The organism is Microbacterium sp. IEGM 1404 (assembly GCF_030056775.1).
Lineage (GTDB): Bacteria > Actinomycetota > Actinomycetes > Actinomycetales > Microbacteriaceae > Microbacterium.
In genome coordinates this window covers 392,193-413,215 of record NZ_JASHKP010000002.1, presented here as the reverse complement: position 1 = coordinate 413,215, position 21,023 = coordinate 392,193, and the positions used below count along the sequence as shown (strand labels likewise).

22 protein-coding genes are annotated in these 21,023 nt (G+C 72.5%); 14 read left to right on the top strand and 8 right to left on the bottom strand.

Features of this window, described 5'->3' with window-relative positions; all coding sequences use genetic code 11:
- Positions 1 to 9 precede the first annotated feature (9 nt).
- A complete protein-coding gene (locus QM517_RS07720) occupies positions 10 to 642 on the bottom strand; it encodes a LysE family translocator (RefSeq protein WP_283286341.1) in 633 nt (210 codons plus the stop codon).
- 74 nt (positions 643 to 716) lie between these two features.
- Between QM517_RS07720 and QM517_RS07715 the strand changes: the two genes are divergently transcribed.
- Entirely contained in the window at positions 717 to 2,042 is a 1,326-nt protein-coding gene (locus tag QM517_RS07715) for a flavin monoamine oxidase family protein (protein WP_283286339.1), read from the top strand.
- A 1-nt stretch (position 2,043) separates the two neighbouring features.
- On the opposite strand, the gene QM517_RS07710 is transcribed toward QM517_RS07715, so the two are convergent.
- Together QM517_RS07710 and QM517_RS07705 are read right to left on the bottom strand one after the other, a co-directional pair.
- Positions 2,044 to 2,904 carry a sulfurtransferase gene (locus tag QM517_RS07710; protein WP_283286337.1) on the bottom strand — a complete coding sequence of 287 codons (861 nt, stop codon included), beginning with the start codon at positions 2,902 to 2,904 and terminating at the stop codon, positions 2,044 to 2,046.
- On the bottom strand, positions 2,897 to 3,259 hold the full coding sequence (locus QM517_RS07705; protein ID WP_076495178.1) for a carboxymuconolactone decarboxylase family protein: 363 nt from the start codon (positions 3,257 to 3,259) through the stop codon (positions 2,897 to 2,899). The genes QM517_RS07710 and QM517_RS07705 overlap by 8 nt, the downstream gene beginning before the upstream one ends.
- A 179-nt stretch (positions 3,260 to 3,438) precedes the next feature.
- Between QM517_RS07705 and QM517_RS07700 the strand changes: the two genes are divergently transcribed.
- From QM517_RS07700 to QM517_RS07655, 10 genes are all read left to right on the top strand, one after another.
- Positions 3,439 to 4,314 (top strand): LysR family transcriptional regulator, encoded by an 876-nt coding sequence (locus tag QM517_RS07700; protein ID WP_077052446.1) that lies wholly within the window; start codon positions 3,439 to 3,441, stop codon positions 4,312 to 4,314.
- Between the two features lie 84 nt (positions 4,315 to 4,398).
- Positions 4,399 to 5,541, top strand: a complete 1,143-nt coding sequence (locus QM517_RS07695) for an acyl-CoA dehydrogenase family protein (protein ID WP_283286333.1) — start codon at positions 4,399 to 4,401, stop codon at positions 5,539 to 5,541.
- A 225-nt stretch (positions 5,542 to 5,766) separates the two neighbouring features.
- A complete protein-coding gene (locus tag QM517_RS07690; RefSeq protein ID WP_283286331.1) occupies positions 5,767 to 7,413 on the top strand; it encodes an ABC transporter substrate-binding protein in 1,647 nt (548 codons plus the stop codon).
- Positions 7,414 to 7,423: 10 nt separating this feature from the next.
- Positions 7,424 to 8,431 carry an ABC transporter permease gene (locus tag QM517_RS07685; RefSeq protein WP_283286328.1) on the top strand — a complete coding sequence of 336 codons (1,008 nt, stop codon included), beginning with the start codon at positions 7,424 to 7,426 and terminating at the stop codon, positions 8,429 to 8,431.
- Positions 8,428 to 9,276: an ABC transporter permease gene (locus QM517_RS07680; protein WP_077052442.1), complete on the top strand. Its 849-nt coding sequence runs from the start codon at positions 8,428 to 8,430 to the stop codon at positions 9,274 to 9,276. The genes QM517_RS07685 and QM517_RS07680 overlap by 4 nt, the downstream gene beginning before the upstream one ends.
- A gap of 3 nt (positions 9,277 to 9,279) precedes the next feature.
- A complete protein-coding gene (locus QM517_RS07675; RefSeq protein ID WP_283286326.1) occupies positions 9,280 to 10,899 on the top strand; it encodes a dipeptide ABC transporter ATP-binding protein in 1,620 nt (539 codons plus the stop codon).
- 28 nt (positions 10,900 to 10,927) lie between these two features.
- Positions 10,928 to 12,040 carry an LLM class flavin-dependent oxidoreductase gene (locus tag QM517_RS07670; RefSeq protein ID WP_283286324.1) on the top strand — a complete coding sequence of 371 codons (1,113 nt, stop codon included), beginning with the start codon at positions 10,928 to 10,930 and terminating at the stop codon, positions 12,038 to 12,040.
- On the top strand, positions 12,037 to 13,023 hold the full coding sequence (locus tag QM517_RS07665) for a ketopantoate reductase family protein (protein WP_283286321.1): 987 nt from the start codon (positions 12,037 to 12,039) through the stop codon (positions 13,021 to 13,023). Before QM517_RS07670 ends, QM517_RS07665 begins: the two co-directional genes overlap by 4 nt.
- On the top strand, positions 13,020 to 13,250 hold the full coding sequence (locus QM517_RS07660; protein WP_283286319.1) for a hypothetical protein: 231 nt from the start codon (positions 13,020 to 13,022) through the stop codon (positions 13,248 to 13,250). Before QM517_RS07665 ends, QM517_RS07660 begins: the two co-directional genes overlap by 4 nt.
- Positions 13,247 to 14,557: an FAD-binding oxidoreductase gene (locus QM517_RS07655; protein ID WP_283286317.1), complete on the top strand. Its 1,311-nt coding sequence runs from the start codon at positions 13,247 to 13,249 to the stop codon at positions 14,555 to 14,557. The genes QM517_RS07660 and QM517_RS07655 overlap by 4 nt, the downstream gene beginning before the upstream one ends.
- 10 nt (positions 14,558 to 14,567) lie before the next feature.
- Here QM517_RS07655 and QM517_RS07650 read toward each other — a convergent pair whose 3' ends face one another.
- On the bottom strand, positions 14,568 to 15,077 hold the full coding sequence (locus tag QM517_RS07650; protein ID WP_077052436.1) for a DUF4188 domain-containing protein: 510 nt from the start codon (positions 15,075 to 15,077) through the stop codon (positions 14,568 to 14,570).
- A gap of 71 nt (positions 15,078 to 15,148) precedes the next feature.
- On the opposite strand from QM517_RS07650, the gene QM517_RS07645 reads away from it, so the two are divergent.
- Positions 15,149 to 15,760: a MerR family transcriptional regulator gene (locus QM517_RS07645; RefSeq protein WP_283286315.1), complete on the top strand. Its 612-nt coding sequence runs from the start codon at positions 15,149 to 15,151 to the stop codon at positions 15,758 to 15,760.
- Between the two features lie 9 nt (positions 15,761 to 15,769).
- On the opposite strand, the gene QM517_RS07640 is transcribed toward QM517_RS07645, so the two are convergent.
- A complete protein-coding gene (locus QM517_RS07640) occupies positions 15,770 to 16,060 on the bottom strand; it encodes a DUF4287 domain-containing protein (protein WP_077052434.1) in 291 nt (96 codons plus the stop codon).
- Positions 16,061 to 16,150: 90 nt separating this feature from the next.
- Here QM517_RS07640 and QM517_RS18620 point away from each other — a divergent pair, with 90 nt between their 5' ends.
- The gene (locus QM517_RS18620) at positions 16,151 to 17,122 is read left to right on the top strand and encodes a GNAT family N-acetyltransferase (protein ID WP_308208896.1); all 972 of its coding nucleotides are present in this window, start codon (positions 16,151 to 16,153) and stop codon (positions 17,120 to 17,122) included.
- Positions 17,119 to 18,912, top strand: coding sequence for a S16 family serine protease (locus tag QM517_RS07625; protein ID WP_283286313.1), 1,794 nt, complete (start codon positions 17,119 to 17,121; stop codon positions 18,910 to 18,912). Before QM517_RS18620 ends, QM517_RS07625 begins: the two co-directional genes overlap by 4 nt.
- Positions 18,913 to 18,921: 9 nt before the next feature.
- On the opposite strand, the gene QM517_RS07620 is transcribed toward QM517_RS07625, so the two are convergent.
- The 3 genes from QM517_RS07620 to QM517_RS07610 are packed head-to-tail and all read right to left on the bottom strand — an operon-like array spanning position 18,922 to position 21,001.
- Positions 18,922 to 19,143 (bottom strand): hypothetical protein, encoded by a 222-nt coding sequence (locus QM517_RS07620; RefSeq protein WP_077052432.1) that lies wholly within the window; start codon positions 19,141 to 19,143, stop codon positions 18,922 to 18,924.
- Between the two features lie 56 nt (positions 19,144 to 19,199).
- A complete protein-coding gene (locus QM517_RS07615) occupies positions 19,200 to 20,189 on the bottom strand; it encodes a DNA-3-methyladenine glycosylase family protein (RefSeq protein ID WP_283286311.1) in 990 nt (329 codons plus the stop codon).
- 50 nt (positions 20,190 to 20,239) lie between these two features.
- On the bottom strand, positions 20,240 to 21,001 hold the full coding sequence (locus QM517_RS07610; RefSeq protein ID WP_283286310.1) for a winged helix-turn-helix domain-containing protein: 762 nt from the start codon (positions 20,999 to 21,001) through the stop codon (positions 20,240 to 20,242).
- Positions 21,002 to 21,023 lie beyond the last annotated feature (22 nt).

Below are 21,023 nucleotides of genomic sequence, written 5' to 3'. Positions count from 1 at the left end.
GGGCCCGACCTACGCTTTCGCGCCCGTCAGCGCCAGCGTCCCACCGAGCCCGATCATCATCACGCCGCCCGCACCAGAGAGCGCCGCGATGCGCTTCGGTGAGCGGGCGAACCACTCGCGCGCGGTGCCCGCCGCGAGCGCCCACGTGCTGTCGCACAGGAGGGCGAGCACCTGGAACAGCAGCCCCAGCAACAGCAGTTGAGCCCACACGAGTCCCGCCGCGGGTGAGACGAACTGGGGGAGCACGGCGACGAAGAAGGCGATCGTCTTCGGGTTCGTCATGCCGACGACGATGCCCTGGCGCAGGAGGGTCCACGACGATCGGGGGCCGCCGACGGCACCTGTCGCCGCGTCTCGACGGTGCCGAATGGCCTGGATGCCGAGCCAGACGAGATACACCGCGCCGGCGATCTTGATGACCGTGAAGGCCACGATCGACGAGGCTACGATCGCCCCCACGCCGAACGCCACCGCCAGCACGGCCGGGATCGTTCCGAGGGCGTTCCCGACCACGCTGAGCACGCCCGCGCGGCGACCGAGCGCGATGGACCGGCCGATGACGAACAGCACGCTCGGCCCCGGGATCACGATGATGACGACGGAGGCCAGCGCGAAGGCCACCAGGTTCTCCCACGGGATCATGCGCTCACACTAACGTCGCCAGACCCCCGCTCGGACTACTCTCGTGACACGGTCGTCTACTCGAGGGAGCCGTCATGCAGGAGCAGTTCGACACCGTCGTCGTCGGAGCGGGAATCGCGGGTCTGTCCGCCGCCCGTCTCCTCGCTCGCGAGGGCAAACGCGTCGTCGTCGTGGAGGCCCGCGACCGAGTGGGCGGTCGCGTCCACTCGCAGCGCGACGGGCACCGCGTCACCGACCGCGGGGCGTCCTGGATCCACGGCATCAATGACAGTCCCGTCGAGGCGGCCGCGCGCGCGTTCGGCATGCCGATGGCGGAGTTCACGGTCGGCGGGTACCAGCCCGACAGCCGTCCGTTGATCTATTTCGGTCCGGATGCCGCCCGCCTCGCACCCGAGGAGGTGCAGGCCTTCGCCGACGACGTCCGCGCCCTGAACGCCGACCTCGTCGAGATCATCGCCCGGTCAGCTCCCGACGCCACGTACGCCGACGTCGTCGAGGAGGCCCTCGCAGGACGCGACTGGGCGCCCGAACGGGCGCAGCGCGTGCGCGAGTACAACGGCCGCCGCGCCGAGGAGCAGTACGGCGTCCACATGACGGTGCTCGGCGCGCACGGACTCGACGACGACACCGTCAACGGCGACGAAGTCGTCTTCCCGCGCGGGTACGACGAACTCGCGACCCACCTCGCCGAGGTTCTCGACGTCCGCCTCGAGCACGTCGTCACGGCCGTCGACTGGTCCGGTGAGGGCGTCACCGTCACCACGGACCACGGAACCTTCCACGGTGCCGGCGCCGTCGTCACGCTCCCCATCGGCGTCCTGCAGTCCGGTGACGTCACGATCACGCCGCCGCTGCCGGACACGCACCAGCGGGTGCTCGGGGTCCTGGCATCCAATGCCTTCGAGAAGGTCGTGCTGCGCTTCCCCGAGAGATTCTGGGATGCCGGGGTCTACGGCATCCGTCAGTTCGGCGACGAGGGGGAGTGGTGGCACTCCTGGTACGACCTCGGGCGGATCCACGACGAGGCGGCCCTGCTGACCTTCGCCGCCGGTCCCGCAGCGGTCGCCACCCGGCACTGGAGCGACGAGGAGATCACGGCCTCGACGATGACGCAGCTGCGCCGTCTGTACGGCGACGCGATTCCCGAGCCGGAGAGCGTCGTCGTCACCCGATGGCAGGACGACCCGTTCTCGCGCGGGTCGTACAGCTACATGAAGCCCGGCTCGGTCGGCCCCGACCACGACGACCTCGCCGTACCCGTCGGGGGTGTCCTGCACCTCGCCGGCGAAGCGACGTGGGGCGACGATCCCGCCACCGTCCCCGGCGCTCTGTTGTCGGGGCACCGCGCCGCCGAGAACGTGCTCGGCCGCGCGGTGCCGATCGAGGAGCTCTGGACCTGAGTCAGCGCGGCTCGGGACCGGTCGCCACGGGGAGCTCGGGGTGGTTCGACCACTGGCTCCATGAGCCGGGGAACACGCGCGGCGTGAACCCGGCGAGGGTGAGCGCCACCGCCTGGTGCGCGGCCGTGACGCCGGACCCGCAGTACACGCCGACCTCGGCCCCCGGGGCGGCACCGAGTGCGGCGAACCGCTCGCGCAGCGCCTCCGGATCGTGGAACCGCCCGTCGGCCCCCACGTTCTCGGTGGTCGGCGCGCTGACGGCTCCCGGAACGTGCCCCGCGCGCGGGTCGATCGGCTCGACCTCACCGCGGTACCGTTCCCCGGCGCGCGCGTCGAGCAGGAGCGACCCGTCCGCGAAACCGGGCACGTCCTCGAGCGGCAGCACCGGCAGAGCGCCGTAGGCCAGGGTCACCGATCCCGGCGCGGGGGCGACGGCATCCCCGGATTCCACCTCGAAGCCGGCGTCGGTCCACGCCCGCAGCGATCCGTCGAGCAGGCGCACGTCGGCAACGCCGGCGTACCGCAGCAGCCACCAGGCGCGCGCGCTCGAGAGGTTCTTCAGGTCGTCGTAGACGACGACGGTGTCGCCATCGTCGATGCCCCAACGCCGAGCGACATCCTGCAGCGCCTCGACGGGCGGAAGCGGATGCCGCCCCTCGGTGGGCTCGCCGTGCGCGGCGAGGTCGTGGTCGAGGTCGACGTACTGCGCGCCGGGGATGTGTCCGGCGAGGTACTCGGGCCGCCCGTCGGGACGGTCGAGGCGCCAGCGCACGTCGAGCACCCGGACCGGACCGCCGTCGGCGAATCGACCGGCGGCGAGGGCGTCGCGCAGTTCGGTCGCGGTGACGAGGACGTCAGACATGCGCGTGCACCGCTTCGGCGTCGTGGATGCCGGACAGCTTGAACGCCAGCCGGCCATGTGCGAACCCGCCGCCGGCGCGGATCGCGGTCGCGACCCACGCGGCTTCGGCGAGCTCGGCCTTCGAGGCGCCGGCTCGGACGGCGGCCTGCGAGTGACCGTCGATGCAGTAGGTGCACTGCGTCGTGATCCCGACCGCCAGGGCGATGAGCTCGCGGAACTTCAGCGGGATCTCGCGCCCCTCCGGGGCGAACACGCTGTCGTTGAAGGCCGTGAACGCGGCCAGCACGTCCGGCGTCGTCTCCTTGTAGTCCCGCGTGTAGGCGCGGTCTCCCTCGCGGTCGAAGAAGTCGCTCATCTCTCACTCCTCGTGGCGGCGCCGGTCGGATGGCGCACCGTCCGAGCCTAGGAAGGCCGCCCGGCGGTCAGCAATGCCGGGTCTGTGATGAGCACTCATCGTCGCGCCCGATGGATGCCATGTGAACGCGCGTGACCGCCGCCGAGCGGGGGCGGCATCCGGCCGTCTATCGTCCAGGAATGGCCGAGACTCTGGACATCATCCAACTCCGCACGTTCGTCGCCATCGACGAGTGCGGAGGATTCGGTCGTGCCGCCGTGGCCCTGCACATGTCGCAGCCCACGGTGAGTCAGCACGTGCGCTCCCTCGAGAAGCGGCTGCAGCAGCCGCTCGTCGAGCGCGACGGCCGCCGCGCCCGATTCACCCTTGCGGGCGAGAAGCTGCTCGCCGAGGCCCGGCGCATCCTCGCCGTCCACGATGAAGCCCTCGCGCGCCTGGACGTCACCCGCGCCCGCACGATCGTCGTCGGTTCCACCGAGACGGCGGCCGAGCAGATCCTGCCCGAGCTCCTCGGGACCCTCCGTCGTGCGTTCCCCGACCGCCAGGTGCAGTTCCACATCGACCGCTCCACCAAGATGACGGATGCCGTGACCAAGGGCACGATCGACCTCGCCGTCGTGCTCGACACCGGCTCGACCGTCGCCGGCGTCGAGGTGGGCGAGCTGCCCCTGAACTGGTATGCGTCGCCCTCCTGGCAGCCGCCCGGGCACGGCGAGGCCGTGCCGCTGGTGGCCTACATCGAGCCGTGCGGCATGCGACAGCGCGCGCTCCAGGAGCTGGGCGACATCGGCGCCCGCGTCGACATCGCGGCCGAGTCCGGAAGCCTCGAGGGCGTGATCGCCGCGGCCCGCGCCGGACTCGGCATCGCGGTCCTGCCCACTGCCGGCCGCGCGCCCGCGGGACTGGTCGTGCGCCGCGATTTCCCCGACCTCGGCCGGATCTTCGTGCGGCTCATCACGCGGCGCGGGCTCGAACCCGACGTGGAGCAGGCGGCGATGGCATCCCTCGACGGGTTCTTCGCCGTCCGACGTCACATCCACGCCGTATCGGCGTGATCCCCGACCATCGGAATGCCCGATGAGTGCGGTTCGGGGATCGCTGTTGGACGCCCGTGGCCCCGCGCGCGGAGCATGGGGAGCATGACTGCCTCTCCGACCCTCTCGCGCGTCGACCTCGGCGCCCTCACCGCCGCCGTCGCCCAAACCGCGGAACGCTACGACCGTTCCGGCGACTTCCCCACCGACGGTCTCGCGGCCGTCCACCGGGCGGGAGTCTTCCAGGCGGTGCTCGGGGAACGCTTCGGCGGCGATCAGGTCGACGCCCTCGAGCGGCTCCGCATCCTTCAGGCGATCGGTCGCGGCGACCCCTCCGTGGCCCTCATCGTCGCGAACACCGTGGCCACCCACGTCGCCCAGATCGATCACGACGTGTGGCCGGCTCACCTGTACGAGAAGGTCGTCACCGAGACCGCGGAGCGTCCGGTCTCCATCAACACCGCCCGCGCCGAGCCCGAGTTGGGCGCGCCCGCACGGGGCGGACTCCCCGCCACCACGGTCCGGCGCACCGCGGACGGCTGGGCCGTGACCGGACGCAAGGCCTACGTCACCGCCAGCACCGGCCTCGACTACCACCTGGTGTGGGCGAAGACAGACGACCCCGAGCCGCGGGTCGGACATCTCATCGTCCGTGGTGACGCGCCCGGCATCACCATCATCCCGACCTGGGACCACCTGGGCCTGCGGGCCAGCTCCACCCACGACGTCGTCTACGACGGGGTCGAGTCCCCGGCGGACCACTTCCTCGAGATCCCGTTCACGGGGGTGTACCGCGACCCCGCGGCGCAGGCCAGCGCCCTCGGCCTGACGCACGCGGCGCTGTACGTCGGCGTCGCCCGCGCGGCGCAGGACTTCTTCACCCGTTTCGCCCACGATCGCGTGCCCGCGGGGCTCGGGCGTCCGATCGCGACCACCGACCGCATCCAGACCGTCGCGGGCGAGATCGAGGCGCAGCTCGTCCAGGCCGAGACGCTGCTGTACGGAGTGACCGAGAAGGCCGTGGCGGGCGACGCCGAAGCCGTCGCGCGCGTTCCGCTGGCGAAGGTCCTGATCGTCCGCGCGGCGATCGCCGCCGTCGAGGCGGCCGTGGCCGCGCTCGGGAACCCGGCCCTCAGCCGCACGAACCCCCTCGAGCGCCACCTGCGCGACGTCTTCTCCGCGCGCGTGCACCCGCCCCAGGAGGACCAGGCGCTCCTCACCGCCGGACGACGGGTCCTCGGAGTCTGACGCAACACGGCGTCATGCGCGCCGGCCCCGCCGCCGGCGCAAGATCCACGCTCCACACCTCGAAACCCCCGGAATCCTGCGGATCCCGGGGGTTTCGGCATCCATCACGACGACCGATCGTTTCCGATCGGTCGTCGTCGTTGGACGCTCGCCCACGGCCCGCTGAGACTCGCTGGAGAGTTCCCGACCGCGCCCGGCGGTCGTCCCCGACCAAGGATCACAACCATGTCCTCATCCCCGAAGCGTCGACGGCGTGCCGCCCTCGGCGCCGCCCTCGCCCTGTCCCTGACCCTCCTCGCCGGCTGCGCCGGCTCCACGACCGCGGCCGCCCCCACCGACGCCGCTCCCACCGAGGGTGGCGACGTCGTCTTCCTGATCAATTCGCTCGGCACCAGCTGGGTGCCCAACGAGAGCTCGATCTCCAGCTACCAGGGCAACATCTGGGGCCAGGTCACCGACAAGCTCGTCTACGTCGACGACAAGGGCGAGGTGTCGCCCTGGATCGCCGAGAGCTGGGATCAGAACACGGATGCCACCGAGTTCACGCTGCACCTGAAGGAGGGCGTCACGTTCTCCGACGGCACGCCGCTCGACGCCGCCGCGGTCGTGGCGAATCTCGACTACTGGGCGTTCGGCAGCGCGGACAAGGGCATCGCCCCCATCGGCCTGTTCCCGAAGACGTACCAGAAGGCCACGGCCGTCGACGCCGCGACCGTCACGGTGACGTTCTCCGCCTCGACGCTCGGGTTCATCCCGACCCTCGGCTACCACGGCTCGATCCTCGTCTCGCCGAAGACGCTGGCGCTCAGCAAGCAGGACCAGGGCAACCTCGACAACTTCTCGGGCTCGGGTCCTTTCACCATCAAGAGCTGGGCCGACGGCGACGACGTCGTGCTCGAGAAGCGCGCCGACTACAACTGGGGCCCCGCGGCCCTCGGACACACCGGCCCCGCCTACCTCGACACGCTCACCTACAAGCAGGTCGCCGAGTCCAGCACCCGCATCGGCGCACTGAGCTCGAACCAGGCGCAGGTCATCTACAACGTCCAGCCGAGCGAGATCGCCGGTCTCACCGACAAGGGCTTCGTCGCGGGCCTCCCGCGGTACCTGGGCTTCACCAACGGGTACGCCGTCAACGTGCAGGCCGCTCCGTTCGGCGACGTGAAGGTGCGTCAGGCGCTCCAGCACGGCATCGACCGCCAGCAGATCCTCGACACCGTCTACACCGACGGGTGGGAGGCCGCCGAAGGCTTCATCCAGAGCGGTGTCCCCGAGTCGACCGACCACTCCGCCGACTTCGCGTACGACCCGGAGGCATCCGCCGCGCTCCTCGACGAGGCCGGCTGGGTCAAGGGAACCGACGGCAAGCGCAGCAAGGACGGGCAGACCCTGGCGGTGACCCTGTACGCCAACCCGTACCTCGCCACGTCCGCGTCGATCGACGAACTGGTCTCGCAGCAGCTCGGCGACCTCGGCTTCGACGTCACGGTCCAGACCTACGACGTGGCGACCTTCGGTGAGAAGGTCAAGATCGGTGCCAACACCCCGCTGTACGAGGTCACCCGGTCGTTCATCGACGTGGGGACCGTCGCCGGCATCCTCACCAACGCCAACAAGGGCGAAGACTGGTTCGGCCTCGGCGAGACGGACACCACGCTCAACGGTCTCCGCGACCGCATCGCCCGCGCAACGGACAAGGACGACCGCGCCGCGGCCGTCGACGAGCTGCAGACGTACGTGCTCCAGCAGGGGCTGTTCGTGCCGATCACCCAGATCGTGCAGCGCATCTACGTCCAGAGCCCGAAGCTCCAGGGCGTCACCTACAACGGCGTCGCGATCGCCGACTACGCCACCGCGTACCTGCAGAAGTAGGACTCCCGATATGAACTCCGCCTATCTGATCTTCGCTGCCAAGCGCCTCGGCCAAGCGGTCGTCGTGGTGCTGCTGGCCTACGTGCTGACCTTCGTGGTGATCAGCGTGCTCCCCGGCGATCCGCTCACGAGCACCCTGCGCAACCCCGAGAACGGCTTCACCGAAGACCAGATCCAGAGAATGGTGGAGTTCTACGGACTGGACCGCCCGGTCTGGGTGCAGCTGGTCGAGGCGCTGGGGCGCTTCGTCCGCGGCGACCTCGGGGTCTCCCTGAGGTCCAGCCAGCCGGTGGCCACGATCGTGGGGGACGCCCTGCCGTCGACGTTCGCTCTCGCGGCGTCGGCGCTGGGTGTCGCCCTGGTCCTCGCCTTCGCCCTCGCGTACGGCACCCAGGTGCTCCCGCGCCGGGCGGCGCAGGTGCTGCGCTCGGTTCCGGCCCTGTTCCTCTCGGTGCCGAACTTCGTGATCGGCCTGCTGCTGCTGAACGTCTTCGCCTTCCAGCTGAGCCTGTTCTCGGTCATCGAGCCGGACAGCCCGGTGGCCACGTTCTTCGCGGCGGTGGCGCTCGGCATCCCGGTATCGGCGCAGATCGCGCAGGTGCTCATCACCGGACTCGATCACGAGTTCGGCGAGGACTACGCCGTCGTCGCCTACGCCCGGGGGCTCGGGCGGGCGCGCCTGTTCTTCGCGCACCTGCTCAAGCCGTCGGCGCTCCCGGTCGTCACGATCATCGCGCTCACCGTCGGCGAGCTGCTCGGCGGCGCCCTCATCACCGAGACGGTCTTCGGTCGGGCGGGGATCGGCAGCGTCGTCCAGACGGCGGTGGCGACCCAGGACCTCCCCGTCCTGCAGGCGATCGTCGCGCTGGCCGCGGTCGTGTTCGTCGCCGTGAACCTCGTCGCCGACCTGCTCTACCCCGTCCTGGATCCGCGCGTGTCGCTGCTGCAGCCGCGCCGGACCGCCGTGCCGGCCCCGATCGCGGACACGGCGCTTCCCGAGAAAGCGAGCGTCCGATGACCGCTGTCCTGACCCCCGCGCTGTCCGGTTCGGACGCGCTCGGCGCTCGACGTCGTGGCATCCCGGTCGCCGTCGTCCTGGCGATCCTCGTGATCGTCATCGTCACCGCCTGGGCGATCGCGCCCTCCGTGTTCACCGCGTCCGATCCCGTCGTCGGCGACACGAGTGAGAAGCTCCTCGCCCCGAGCTTCGCGCACTGGTTCGGCACCGACAACCTCGGTCGCGACGTCTTCACCCGCGTGGTCTACGGCACCCGCTCGTCGGTGCTGAGCGCCCTGATCGCGGTGGGCATCGCCGTGCTCGTCGGCGGACTGCTCGGGCTCGTCGCGGGCTTCTTCGGCGGCCTCGTCGACGTTCTCACGGCGCGCGTCGTCGACGTGCTGCTGGCGATCCCGAGCTTCCTGCTCGCCGTGGTCGTCGTGAGCTCGCTGGGGTTCCAGACCATCAACGCCGCCATCGCGACCGGTGTCTCGGCCGTCGCCGTCTTCGCACGGGTGATGCGCTCCGAGGCGCTGAAGGTGCGCGGCACGGTCTACGTCGAGGCCGCGCAGCTGCAGGGCGGGTCGCGCCTGCACGTGCTGCTGACGCACGTCCTGCCCAACGCCTCGCGATCCGTGCTGTCGCTCGCCGTCCTGCAGTTCGGGGTGTCGATCCTGGTCATCGCGGGACTCGCGTTCCTCGGCTACGGCGACCCGCCCCCGGCATCCGACTGGGGCCTGCTGGTCTCGGCGGGCAAGGACTACCTCGTGTCGAGCCCCTGGCTCGTCTACGCCCCCTCGGCGGTCATCGTCGTCGTGGTGCTGTCGATCAACCGCGTCAGCCGCTGGCTGCGAGCGAAGGACTGAACCATGACGGACACCCTCCTCTCCGTGCGCGACCTGTCGGTGTCGTACGGCGGCCGCCGGGTCGTCTCCGACGTCTCGTTCGATCTGCGGCGCGGCCGGAGCCTCGCCCTCATCGGCGAGTCCGGCTCGGGCAAGTCGACCATCGCGAAGGCCGTGCTGCGGCTCCTCCCGCGCGACTCCGGTCATGCCGAAGGCCGTGTGCTACTCGAGGGCGACGACGTGCTGGGCCTGCCCCTCGCCCGCTTCCGCCCCCTGCGCGGACGCCGTCTCGGGTTCGTGCCGCAGGACCCCGCGTCGGCCCTCAACCCCGTCCGGACCATCGGCAGCCAGGCGCACGAGGCGGCCGCCCTGACCGGGGAGCGGGATACCGCGCGCCGCCACGCCGCCATCCTCGAAATCTTCGACCGCGTGGGCCTGGCCGATCCGGAGCGCGTGTATCGCTCGTACCCGCACCAGCTCTCCGGCGGGATGCTCCAGCGCGTGCTGATCGGGCTCGCGGTGCTTCCTGAGCCGGCGCTCCTCGTCGCCGACGAGCCCACGAGCGCCCTGGACGTGACGATCCAGAAGCGCATCCTCGACCTGCTCACCGACCTCCGGACATCCCTCGGGATCGGCCTGCTCCTCATCACGCACGACCTCGCGCTCGCGGCCGAACGCGCCGACGACCTCGTCGTGCTGCGCGACGGCGTGATCCAGGAGGCGGGGCCGGTGGCGCAGGTGTTCGCCTCGCCGCGCTCCGAGTACGCCGCCGCGCTCCGCGCCGATGTCCCCGCGCTCTCGCCCGACCGCTACCGGGCGGTGCTGGCGGAACGGCGCATCGACCCCGCCCGCCCCGCCGTGCAGGTGTCCGACGTCGTGAAGACCTTTCGTGTCGGCGGGGAGGAGCTGCGCGCGGTCGACGACGTCTCGTTCGAGGTGGCCGCCGGAAGCACCCACGCACTCGTCGGCGAATCGGGTTCCGGAAAGACGACGACCGTCCGCCTCCTCCTGGGCTTGGAGACTCCGGATGCCGGCGACCTCCGCGTCGCGGGTGACACCGTGCGCGGGCGTTCCCGCAAGGAGCTGCGCACCGTGCGGCGCCATCTGCAGCTGGTGTACCAGAACCCCTTCACGTCGCTCGACCCGTCGTGGCACGTCGAGAGCCTGGTCCGCGAGCCTCTCGACCGCTATCGCGTGGGCGACCGGCGCGCGCGGCGCGAGGCGGCCCGCGCCGCCCTGACCGCGGTCGGGCTGCGCGAGCACCTGTGGCGGCGCCGCGCCGCGGCCCTCTCGGGCGGCCAGCGCCAGCGCGTCGCGATCGCCCGTGCCCTCGTCCTCGAGCCCGACGTGCTGGTGCTCGACGAACCCACGAGCGCGCTCGACGTCACCGTCCAGGCCGAGATCCTCGACGTGCTCACGCGACTGCAGGTCGAGCGGGGTCTGACCTACCTGTTCGTCTCGCACGATCTCGCGCTCGTCCGCCAGATCGCGGACACCGTCACCGTCCTCCGTCACGGCCGCGTCGTGGAACACGGCACCGCGGCCGAGGTGCTCGACACGCCCCGGCACCCCTACACCCGCTCCCTCGTCGCCGCCGTCCCCGATCCCCGCGGCATCCGATCCTCCGTGCCCGCCACGGTCTGAACCTCCGTCTCTCGCGAAAGGAACTCCCATGCCCGTCGAATTCGTCAACATGGTCGGCAGTCGTCCCCCCGGGTCCTCGGCTCCCGGCGGGAACACCTTCACCACGCCGATCGACGTGGACTGGCTGCGCCACTACGCACGCACCATCGAGGCCTACGGCTTCGACTACACGCTGATCCCGTACGCCTCGTCCAGCGCCGATCAGTACGCGCTCGCCGCGACCGTCCTCGCCGCGACGCAGAAGCTCAAGACCGTTGTCGCGGTGCGTCCGAACTCGGCGTTCCCCACCGTCGCCGCCCAGGGGCTGTCCACGCTCGACCAGCTCTCGGGCGGGCGGGCGCTCGTCCACATCATCTCGGGCGGCAGCGACCAGGAGCAGGCCCGCCAGGGCGACTACCTCGACAAGGAGCAGCGCTACCGCCGCTCGTCCGAGTTCATCCAGGTCCTCCGCCGCGTGTGGACGGAGAAGCAGCCGTTCTCGCACGAGGGCGAGTTCTACCGCTTCGACGGCTTCGGGCCCGGATACGCGACCCACTCCGGCGGCGCGCTCCCCGTGTCCCTCGGGGGGTCCAGCGAATTCGCCTACGCGTCCGGTGGCGCGCACGCCGACATCTTCGCGCTGTGGGGCGAGCCCCTCGCGCAGACGGCCGAGCAGATCGACCGGGTCTACGCCCACGCCCGTGCCGCGGGGCGCACCGACCGCCTCCGGTTCTGGGTCACGTTCCGCCCGGTGGTCGCCGCGACCGACGCGCTCGCCCGCGAGAAGGCCCGGGCCATCCTCGAGGCCGCCCGCCCCTTCTACGAGAAGGTGAAGGACATCAACAGCACGAACGTCGGCTCGGTGCGTCTGCGCGAGCTCTCGGAGCAGTCCGAGGAACACGACGGCGGCGTCCTGTGGACCCCGCGCGGCGTCGCCGGTTCCGGTGGCGCATCGTCGCTGCTCGTCGGCTCGCCCGAGACGATCGCCGAGGCCATCGTCCGGTACGTCGAGCTCGGCGCCGACATCGTCTCGCTCCCGACGCTCGGCGACCTGAACGACGCGGTGGATGCCGGGCGCCTGGTCATCCCGCTCGTGCGCGAAGAGGTCGCCCGGCGCGGGATCGACCCCGAGGTCGTGTTCGGTCGGCGGAACGTCGCGTGACCGGACGCCGGCTCATCGTCGGGGCGGGAGCCCTGGGCGCCCTCCTGGCCGCGCAGTGGCGGGCCGCGGGCGTGCCCGCCGTGCTCGTCGCGCGCGGGGCGGCGCTCGAGGTCATCCGTGAGCGCGGCGTGACCGTCCGCCGCCCGCACGGCGACGAGACCGTCGTCGTGGACGTGGTCGGATCGGTCGACGCCGCCAAGCCGGCGGAGGGCGATTCCGTCGTCCTCGCGGTGAAGGCGCAGGATGCCGAGCAGGCGCTGGCCTCCGTCGCGTGGCGCCCCCTCGCCGGGGGAGGAGCGGTGGCGGATCTGCCGGTGGTGACGCTGCAGAACGGGCTCTCCGCCGAAGCCGTCGCGTCGCGGCGTTCGGCGGCCGTGGTGGGCGTCTCCGTCGGGATCGCCGCCAGTCACCTGCGCCCGGGCGAGGTCGTCTCGCCCTCGTGGCCGACGATCGGTGTCGCGCGCGTGGGCGCGGCGACGGCCGCGGGTGCGCCCTTCGTCGAGGCCGTGCGGGAGGATCTCGCCCGCGCGGGCTTCGCGGCATCCGTGGTGGACGACATCGCGGCCACGAAGCGGCGGAAGCTCCTCGCCAATCTCCGCAACGTGGTGGAGGTCTTCGACGTCGACGCGGCGGAGCGGGATGCCGCGACCGACGCGCTGCGTCGCGAGGCGGAGGCGCTCTTCGCGCGGCTCGACCTGGCCGTGGCGCCCGCCGAGCAGGGGTTCCTCCCGGTCGAGGACGTCCCGGGCCACGTGGCCGGGCGGCTGTCGACGTGGCAGAGCCTCGAACGCGGCACGAGCGTCGAGAGCGACTACCTCGTCGGCGACATCGTGCTGCTCGCCCGGGGTTCAGGCCGGACGGTCCCGCTCGCCGAGGCGATCCAGCACGCCCTCGGCATCCTGGCCGCCCGGGGCGACCGTCCGGGCAGCGTGCCGCTGCCGGCCGAGATCGCCCACGCCGCGCGGGCGGGGGTGGCATCGTGAGCGCGCTCGCGGTCTCGGCCCCCTCGGCGGGCTCGTCGGCCCGCGGTCTGCACGTCGGCTTCCACACCCGCGTGCCGTTCGAGGCCGACTCCGCCGTCGCCGAGGCGGAAGACCTCATCGCGTTCCTCCCGCCGGAGTTCGGTCTCACCGAGAGCACGCGCCTGCTCGAGGACATCGCCGAGCACGTCCTCCCCGCTCTCCGAGCCGAACGAAAGGTCCGTGCATGACCGCTCCCGCGACCGAGATCGACCGGGCGATCGACCGCTCGGGACTCCGACCGGTGGGCGCGCCCACCGAGGTCGTCGTGGCCCGCGACGTCGCCGAGGTGCAGGAGACCGTCCGGCGCGCGGCGGCCGCCGGCACCCCCCTCATCACCCGGGGGGCCGGTTCGGGTCTGGCCGGCGGGGCCGTCGCGGGGGAGGGCGCGATCGTCCTCGATCTCTCCGGCCTCACCCGCATCCGCTCGATCGACCCGGTGGACGGCACCGCGGAGGTCGAGGCCGGCGTCATCACGGCCGACCTGGATGCCGCGGCTCGCACCCGCGGCCTGATGTACGCGCCGGATCCGGGCAGCGTCGGCATCTCCACGGTCGGCGGCAACATCGCCACGAACGCGGGGGGCCTGCGCGGCGCGAAGTACGGCGTGACGCGCGATGCGGTGCTGTCGGTCGACGTGGTCCTGGCCGACGGTTCGCTCCTCCGCCTCGGTCGGCCGACGATCAAGGGCGTCACCGGGTACGACCTGGCGGGCCTCGTGGTGGGGTCCGAGGGGACGCTCGGCATCGTCGTCGCGGCCCGCGTGCGCCTGCTGCCGGCGCCGCAGCGGGTGGCCACGGCCTCCGCGTTCTTCGCGACGTTGGAGGACGCGGCGCGCGCGGTCGCCGCGATCGCGGTGAGCGGTGCGCGCCCGGCGGTGCTCGAAATCCTCGACGGCGCGACGCTCGGGGCGATCGACGCCGCCTCCGGGACGGCGCTGCGCGCTCAGGGGGAGGCCCTGCTGCTCGCGCAGACCGACGGCTTCGGCGCCGAGGAGGAGATGGCCGTCGTCCTCGCGGCGGTCGCTCCGACCGCGACCCATCACGAGTGGACCGAGGATGCCGAGCGCGCCGCCGACCTCCTGTCCGCGCGGCGTCAGGCGCTTCCGGCACTGGAACGCATCGGTCGCCCCTTGATCGAGGACATCGCGGTCCCGCGGAGCCGGCTGGCCGAGGCGATCAGCGGCATCCGTCTGATCGCGGATCGTCACGGGGTGCCGATCTTCGTGTTCGGTCACGCCGGCGACGGCAACCTGCATCCGATCATCGTGGTCGAGCCGGGCGAGGGCGACCTGCCCGAGACCGCCGTCCGCGCCGCCGACGACATCTTCGCTCTGGCGCTGTCGCTCGGCGGGACGGTGACCGCCGAGCACGGTGTCGGCCGACTCAAGCGCGAATGGGCGCGGCGCGAACTGGGCGAGGACGCCGTGCGGCTGCACGACGAGATCAAGCGGGTGTTCGATCCGGTCGGCATCCTGAACCCGGGTAGCGGGTACTGAGCCGGTCCGGTCACTGCGCGGGTTCGACCGGCGGGCGCGCCGACGTGCGCCCGTCGGCCGCGCGGGCCGCCGCTCGGTCGTGCCGTGAGCCGACGGGCACGATCGCCGTCGCCTTCGGCAGCCCCATCGCGGGCGTCGCGACGAAGATCGACTCGGCGCGGTCGACGAGGTACGTCTCGTGCCAGATGCCCACGGCGCCGGCCGCTTTCCGCGCGCGCTTGTTGAATCGGGTCCAGGCCGGGCGGTGCGCCTGCGCGGGCGCCGACGCATAGGCGTACAGCTTCTCCAGCGACGACCAGTACTGCACCAGGTACGGGCCGCGCGCTCCGATGAGCATCGTGAACCCGAGGAGTCCCGACTCGGGGTCCGTGCTGAGTTCACGCAGCATCGGCCCCATCTCGGCGGAGATGGGCAGCCACAGGTCGGGCCGCCACCACCGGTTGACGGTCATGCCGATGTGGAAGACGACGAGTTCGCCGTCGTGCTGGTGGGTCATGCGACCCGGATTGATGGATGCCATGGGCCCGTCCTCACTGGATAGTGTCACTATCCAGTGTTGGATAGTAGAACTATCCAGTCAAGGGGGGATCGATGCGCATCTCGGAACTGTCCGCTCGCAGCGGCGTCTCCGTGGCGACGATCAAGTACTACCTCCGCGAGCGCGTGCTGCCCGAGGGGGAGCGGACGTCACCGACCCAGGCGACCTACGGCGAACCGCACCTGCGCCGACTCGGCGTCATCCGGGCCCTCGTCGCCGCCGGTGTCGGGATCGCCGGGGTGCGCAACGTCATCGCCGTGCTCGAGAACCCCCCGGAGGCGCCCGGCGCGCTCCTCGGAGCAGCGAGCTCGGCGGTGAACCCGGCCGACGACGACGCCCACCTCGACCTGGAGCCGGCGCGCGCGCTCGTGGCCCGCTTCGGCGGTGAGCCGGACGAGTGCGCGCCGGGTCAGGTCGCCGCCGTCGCCCGCGCCCTGAACGCGCTCGACCGTGCGGGGTTCGCGGTTCCGGAACCCGTGCTCGCCGCGTACGTCGAGCATCTGGCCGCCATCGGCGAGGCGGAACTCGAGGCGACGCCCGCGGACTCCGCTGAAGAGGCCGTCCGCTACGTCGTCCTCGGCACCGTGCTGGTCGAACCGCTCATTCTCGCCCTCCGTCGGGTCGCCGAGCAGATGGCCGCCTCGCGCCGGTTCGGGGGCGGCTGAGCCGTCCGGTCAGCGGTGCGGGTTCGACGCGGCGCCGTCGAGCCACAGCGTGTCGGTCGGGTCGCTGTGCGTGCCGCCGGAGCCGACGTGGGTAGCGCTGATCCGCGGGCCCTTCGTGATGACGTGCACGAGAGCCATGCCGTGACCGCGTCCGAGGTCGTAGTCGGTCTTCAGCCACTCCAGGATCGGGGTCGCCTTGGTGTCGGGGCCGAATCCGCGTTCCGTCGCGAGATCGACGAGCTGGCGCGGCGTCAGCCCGGTCTTCTTCTCGACCGCGTCGAGGTACGCCTGGAAGGACATCGGCACTCCTGTCTCGGTGGCGGGCGGTGGGGCGGTGGGCGCCCGGCGCTCGAGGGTCAGGCTAGCGAGACGGCGCGATAGCGTCGAGGGATGGCCGTCACGTTCCACCGCGCACCCGTCGCCGAGATCGCCCCGCTCACCCTCTACCGTCTGCTGTGGCTCCGGGTGTCGGTCTTCGTCGTCGAGCAGGAGGCCGCGTACCCCGAGATCGACGGCCGCGACATCGAGCCCGGTGCCGAGCTGCTCTGGGCCGAGGACGAATCCGGAGCCGTGCTCGCGACCCTGCGCGTGCTGCGCGAAGGCCGCAACACCCGCATCGGGCGGGTCGCGACCGCCGCGTCCGCGCGGGGCCGGGGGCTCGCCGCCGAACTGATGCGCGTCGCCGTGGGGATCCTGGATGCCGAGGCCCCCGGCATCCCGATCCTCCTCGATGCCCAGGCTCAGCTCGCCGAGTGGTACGGCCGCTTCGGATTCGTCGTCTCCGGCGAGCCCTTCGCCGAGGACGGCATCCCGCACCTGCCGATGCGGCGCACCCACCTCGCCACCGAGCGGCTCGTGCTCCGGGAGTGGACCCGCACGGAAGACGACCGGACGTTCCTGTTCGACATGTACCGCCGGCCCGAGGTGCGTCGGTACATCGGCGACGGTCGGACGATGACGGATGCCACCGAGGTCGACGTCCTGCTCGATCGGTGGAGCGACCGCGGCGACGGGGTCCTCGGCGTCCGCGCCGTCACGCGGACCGACGGGCGGAGGCTGGGCGCGATCCTGCTGAAGCCGATCCCGTGGTCCGCCGGTGTGGGCGACGGGCGAGTCGAAGACATCGAGATCGGCTGGCACTTCCACCCCGACGCCCAGGGCGGCGGGTACGCGACGGAGGCCGCCGCGGCGGTGCTCGCGCTCGCCCACGCGACCGGCATCCCTCGCGTGGTCGCCGTGACCCACCCCGACAACCGCGCCTCGCAGGCGGTCGCCGAGCGCATCGGCATGCGGCCGGCCGGAGAGACCGACGACTACTACGACACGACGTGCGCGCTGTTCGTCTCGGAGCGGCCGTCGTGAGACGCACCGCCGCCGCGGCCGTCGCTCTCGTGTCCGTCCTCGTCCTCTCGGGGTGCGGGCTCCAGTTCTCCCTCGGTTTCGGCACCGGGTCGGACGGCCGGTTCGAGGGCAGCGAGATCACCGTGCCCGTGCTGTACGCGAGCGGCAAGAAAGGGGTGCTCGCCGCCCAGCGCATCACCGCGTCCTCCGCGGACGGCGCCGGCCTCAGCGTCGACATCACCGAGAACGACGTCAGCGGCGTCGATCCGGTCACGCAGTCCGCGACCTGGACGGCGGTCACCGCCGCGACGCTGCTCACCGGCGCGCGGCCGGACACCGCGTACACGTTCGGCTTCGACACGCGCCTCGCGACCCCGGCGGCGGGCGCCGTCACCGCCGTGGGCGTCCTCGCGCTGTACTACGGCACCGAGATCCAGTCGGGGGTCGCCCTGTCCGGAGCGGTGACCCCGTTCGGCGCGATCCGACCCGTCGCAGGGCTGGCGGAGCAGGTCGCCGCGGCCGTCGAGGCCGGAGGGATCGACACGATCCTCGTTCCGGCCGGTCAGCGGATGGTGCGGAACGCGCAGGGCGAGACGGTCGACCTCGACCAGCTCGCCGCGACCGGCGGGATGACGGTGACCGAGGTCGCCGACATCGCCGGCGCCTACGCCGTGATGACGGGGGAGGACCTTCCGGAGGCGGCGTTCCCCACGCCGCCGCCCTCCCCATCGCCCCTCCCCACGGCCGTGGACGTCGCCGAGGACGACGGGCCGCTCGGCGCCGCCGTCGACGCGATCCTGGAGGCCGCCTCCGCGTCCCTCGAGACCGCGACCGACCCGGCGCTCGCCGACCCGGCGCGCACCGCGCTCGCCAACGCCTCGGCCCTGCGCGCGGGGGGAGAGACCGAAGCGGCGTTCGCTGCTGCCACGACGGCCGCCGACGCGGCGGCCCTCGCCGCATCGGCGCAGGCGCCCGCCGAGGAGGCGACGGCGGATTCCGCGCGGGTGCGCGAGGCCGCCGGGGGGCTTCTCGACGGCCTCGCCGAGCGGTCGCCCGAGACCCTCGACGATCTCGACGCGGTCCTCCGTGCCGCGACCGCCGCGACCGAGGCCTACGCCCTCGCCCGGTACGCCGAGGACATGTCCGCCGAACCGGTGGACGACTCCTCCGTCCCCGCCGCGACCACCGCCGCCGCGCTCGCGCGGTCGTCTCTCCGCACGGCTCAGGCCGTCAGCGGACTGCCCGCGGGCGGCGGTGGCCGACTCGTCGGCGACGCCGACCTCGACGGGGTGGCCTCGCTGCTGCGGCGGGCGGGTATCGCGGCGGGCGACGCGTATCGGTCACGGGTGATCGCGGCGCGCGCCGACGCCGACGGCATCGACGTCGACGCCGCCGAGGCGCGCGTGGCGGCGGCCGACCCCGCGGCGCTGCGCGCGCTCGCCCTCGCCCGCGCGCGCGACGAGCTGGTCGAACGAGCTCCCGACGACCGCGGGTGGGCCGCGCTCGGCATCGCTCTCGTCGGATACACGCGCGTGTCGCCCGTGCTCGCGGCGACGCAGGCCGTGCGTCCGCCGTCGGACGTGGATGCCGCGGACGCGGCGGCGCGACGGATCGCCGTGGCCGACGAGTACACGGTGTCGGCGGTCGATGCGCTGACGGAAACGGGGGCGACGACACCGTTCGTCCGGGGCGCGTTGGCGGAGGCGACGATCGACGCCCAGGCGACGCCCGCCGCGGGGGCCGCGGGCTACGTCACGCCGTTCGTGACCGCCCGGGTGCTCGCCTTCGCCGCCGGCGTCGAACGTTCCTGAGCCCGCGCGTCAGAGCTCGACGCCGTTGTCGGGGTCGTTGACGCCGACGTTGCGTCCGCGGTTCGACTCGAACGCGATGAGCCACCCCAGCGAGATCACGGCCGCCAGCAGCAGGCCGAGCCACACGTTCTGCCATACCAGACCGAACAGGATGCCGGCGCCCAGCAGCACCACGGAACCGAGAAGCCAGTACGTGCGTCCGCGGGGCCAGCCCGTCCCGGAGTGCGTCATGCGCCCAGCCTAGGCGCGCGCCGCCTGCGATGCCCCGCGCGACCGGTCGCGGTGGTCTACCGGTCGCGGTGGTCTTCGGGCGCGAGTCGCGGACCGCGTCGCGGTTCCAGTCCGGCTCCCGCGTAGATCAGACGGATGACGCGCTGGCGGTGCCCGGCGAAGGGCTCGAGGAGTTCGAGCATGCCGTCGTCGTCGGTGCGGTGCCCCGTCAGGGCGTAGCCCACCTGGTGAGCCAGGTGGTAGTCGCCGATGCTCACGGCATCCGGATCCCCGAACGCCCGGATGCGCGTCTCGGCGCTCGTCCAGACGCCGACCCCGCGCAGGCTGATGAACACCCGGTCGCGGGCCTCGCCGTCCGCGGCATCCAGCGCTGCCCGTTCGACCGAGGCACCCCGGCGCGCGGCCTCGACGATCGTGCGCGACTGCGGCGGTTCGAGTCCCGCGCGATGCCAGGCCCAGGACGGTACGTGCCGCCAGCCCTCCACGTCCGGCGGGGCGAACATCGGGCGCGGCGTCGGACCGGGGGCGCGCTCGCCGTACCAGGTGACGATGCTGCGCCACGCGGAGAACGCCTGGAGGCTCGTGACCTTCTGCTCCATGACCGCGCTCACCAGCGCATCGAACACGAGGTCGGTGCGACCGATGCGGAGGTCAGGGTGCCGTCGATGCCACTCGGCGACCGACGGATGCCGCGACGCGTCGAAACCGTCGGGATCGTCGAGCGCGCCGCACAGCGCGGGCAGCTGGTCCACCGCCCACTCGGCGCCCGGACCCCACGCCGCGGCTCGGACCGTGCCGTCGGCGGTGCGGCGGAGCGCGAGCGTCGCGACGCCCGTCGGGGTGCGACTCGCGCGCCAGAGCACACCCCCGGTGCGCAGCGCGCCCGACGCCAGGAACGTCGGGTCGTTGCGTCCGTGGCGTTGCGCACCGACCGCGGCCTCGACGTCGACGGGCCGAGCCGGGCGGTACTCCGTCTGGAGGGGCTCGGCGATCGGCGGTCGCGGGTCGCGCGACGACGGTCGCACGTGCACCCGCGTCGATCTCATGCCGACACCCTACGTCGCCCCGCCGACATGACGCTCAGCGGGGTAGCTGCTCAGAAGCGGTCGGGCGAGGGCGTGCCGTGGCCGTAGCGGATGGACACGTCGGCGTGCCGGTCGAACCGGTAACCGACCCCCCGCACGGTGCGGACGATGTCCTCGTACGCGCCGAGCTTCGCGCGCAGACGCCGCACGTGCACGTCGATCGTGCGCTCACCGGGCGCTTCGTCGTCGGTCGCGCCCTCCCACAGCGACGAGACGAGCTCGGTGCGCTCGATCGTGCGGCCCTCGCGGAGCACGAGGTACTGCAGCAGCTCGAACTCCTTGAAGGTGAAAGCGGCGGACTCGCCGTCGATGAGGACGCGCTTGCGCGAGATGTCGACGACGACGCCGCGGGGAGCGCGGTCCTCTTCGGCCGGCTCCTCCTTCGTGCGGGCGACGGCGGAGGGTTCGTGCAGGGCGAGCCGCACCACGTCGACGTCGCGACCGCCGGCACCGGCGGGGGCGAGCGCGACCGTCGCGTACGTCTCGGCGGCGGGCGCGAGCTCGCCGAGCGTGCGGCGCAGCGCCTCGACGAGGGTGCCGAGGCTGACGCCGGCTTCGGCGGCCTTGGCCTCGTCGATGCCGACGTAGAGGGCGAAGCCGCGGGGAGCGGTCCCGGCGGGCAGTGCGGCCCGTGCCGCGGGGGTGGGGGTCGCGGGGGCGGCAGCCGGAACGGCGGGCCGCGCGGCGACGACGCGACGCGCGGGCTGCGGGCGGACCGCGGTGGCGGAAGTGGCGGTGGTGGCGGGGCGGTCGAGAACGGCGGAGATCGACATGAGGGAAGTGTCCTTCAGTGGT

Bases quoted from the DNA above. Each gene is read 5' to 3' on its own strand.
- QM517_RS07720 (WP_283286341.1), bottom strand. From the start codon at position 642: ATGATCCCGTGGGAGAACCTGGTGGCCTTCGCGCTGGCCTCCGTCGTC.
- QM517_RS07715 (WP_283286339.1), top strand. From the start codon at position 717: ATGCAGGAGCAGTTCGACACCGTCGTCGTCGGAGCGGGAATCGCGGGT.
- QM517_RS07710 (WP_283286337.1), bottom strand. From the start codon at position 2,904: ATGTCTGACGTCCTCGTCACCGCGACCGAACTGCGCGACGCCCTCGCC.
- QM517_RS07705 (WP_076495178.1), bottom strand. From the start codon at position 3,259: ATGAGCGACTTCTTCGACCGCGAGGGAGACCGCGCCTACACGCGGGAC.
- QM517_RS07700 (WP_077052446.1), top strand. From the start codon at position 3,439: ATGGCCGAGACTCTGGACATCATCCAACTCCGCACGTTCGTCGCCATC.
- QM517_RS07695 (WP_283286333.1), top strand. From the start codon at position 4,399: ATGACTGCCTCTCCGACCCTCTCGCGCGTCGACCTCGGCGCCCTCACC.
- QM517_RS07690 (WP_283286331.1), top strand. From the start codon at position 5,767: ATGTCCTCATCCCCGAAGCGTCGACGGCGTGCCGCCCTCGGCGCCGCC.
- QM517_RS07685 (WP_283286328.1), top strand. From the start codon at position 7,424: ATGAACTCCGCCTATCTGATCTTCGCTGCCAAGCGCCTCGGCCAAGCG.
- QM517_RS07680 (WP_077052442.1), top strand. From the start codon at position 8,428: ATGACCGCTGTCCTGACCCCCGCGCTGTCCGGTTCGGACGCGCTCGGC.
- QM517_RS07675 (WP_283286326.1), top strand. From the start codon at position 9,280: ATGACGGACACCCTCCTCTCCGTGCGCGACCTGTCGGTGTCGTACGGC.
- QM517_RS07670 (WP_283286324.1), top strand. From the start codon at position 10,928: ATGCCCGTCGAATTCGTCAACATGGTCGGCAGTCGTCCCCCCGGGTCC.
- QM517_RS07655 (WP_283286317.1), top strand. From the start codon at position 13,247: ATGACCGCTCCCGCGACCGAGATCGACCGGGCGATCGACCGCTCGGGA.
- QM517_RS07650 (WP_077052436.1), bottom strand. From the start codon at position 15,077: ATGGCATCCATCAATCCGGGTCGCATGACCCACCAGCACGACGGCGAA.
- QM517_RS07645 (WP_283286315.1), top strand. From the start codon at position 15,149: ATGCGCATCTCGGAACTGTCCGCTCGCAGCGGCGTCTCCGTGGCGACG.
- QM517_RS07640 (WP_077052434.1), bottom strand. From the start codon at position 16,060: ATGTCCTTCCAGGCGTACCTCGACGCGGTCGAGAAGAAGACCGGGCTG.
- QM517_RS18620 (WP_308208896.1), top strand. From the start codon at position 16,151: ATGGCCGTCACGTTCCACCGCGCACCCGTCGCCGAGATCGCCCCGCTC.
- QM517_RS07620 (WP_077052432.1), bottom strand. From the start codon at position 19,143: ATGACGCACTCCGGGACGGGCTGGCCCCGCGGACGCACGTACTGGCTT.
- QM517_RS07615 (WP_283286311.1), bottom strand. From the start codon at position 20,189: ATGAGATCGACGCGGGTGCACGTGCGACCGTCGTCGCGCGACCCGCGA.
- QM517_RS07610 (WP_283286310.1), bottom strand. From the start codon at position 21,001: ATGTCGATCTCCGCCGTTCTCGACCGCCCCGCCACCACCGCCACTTCC.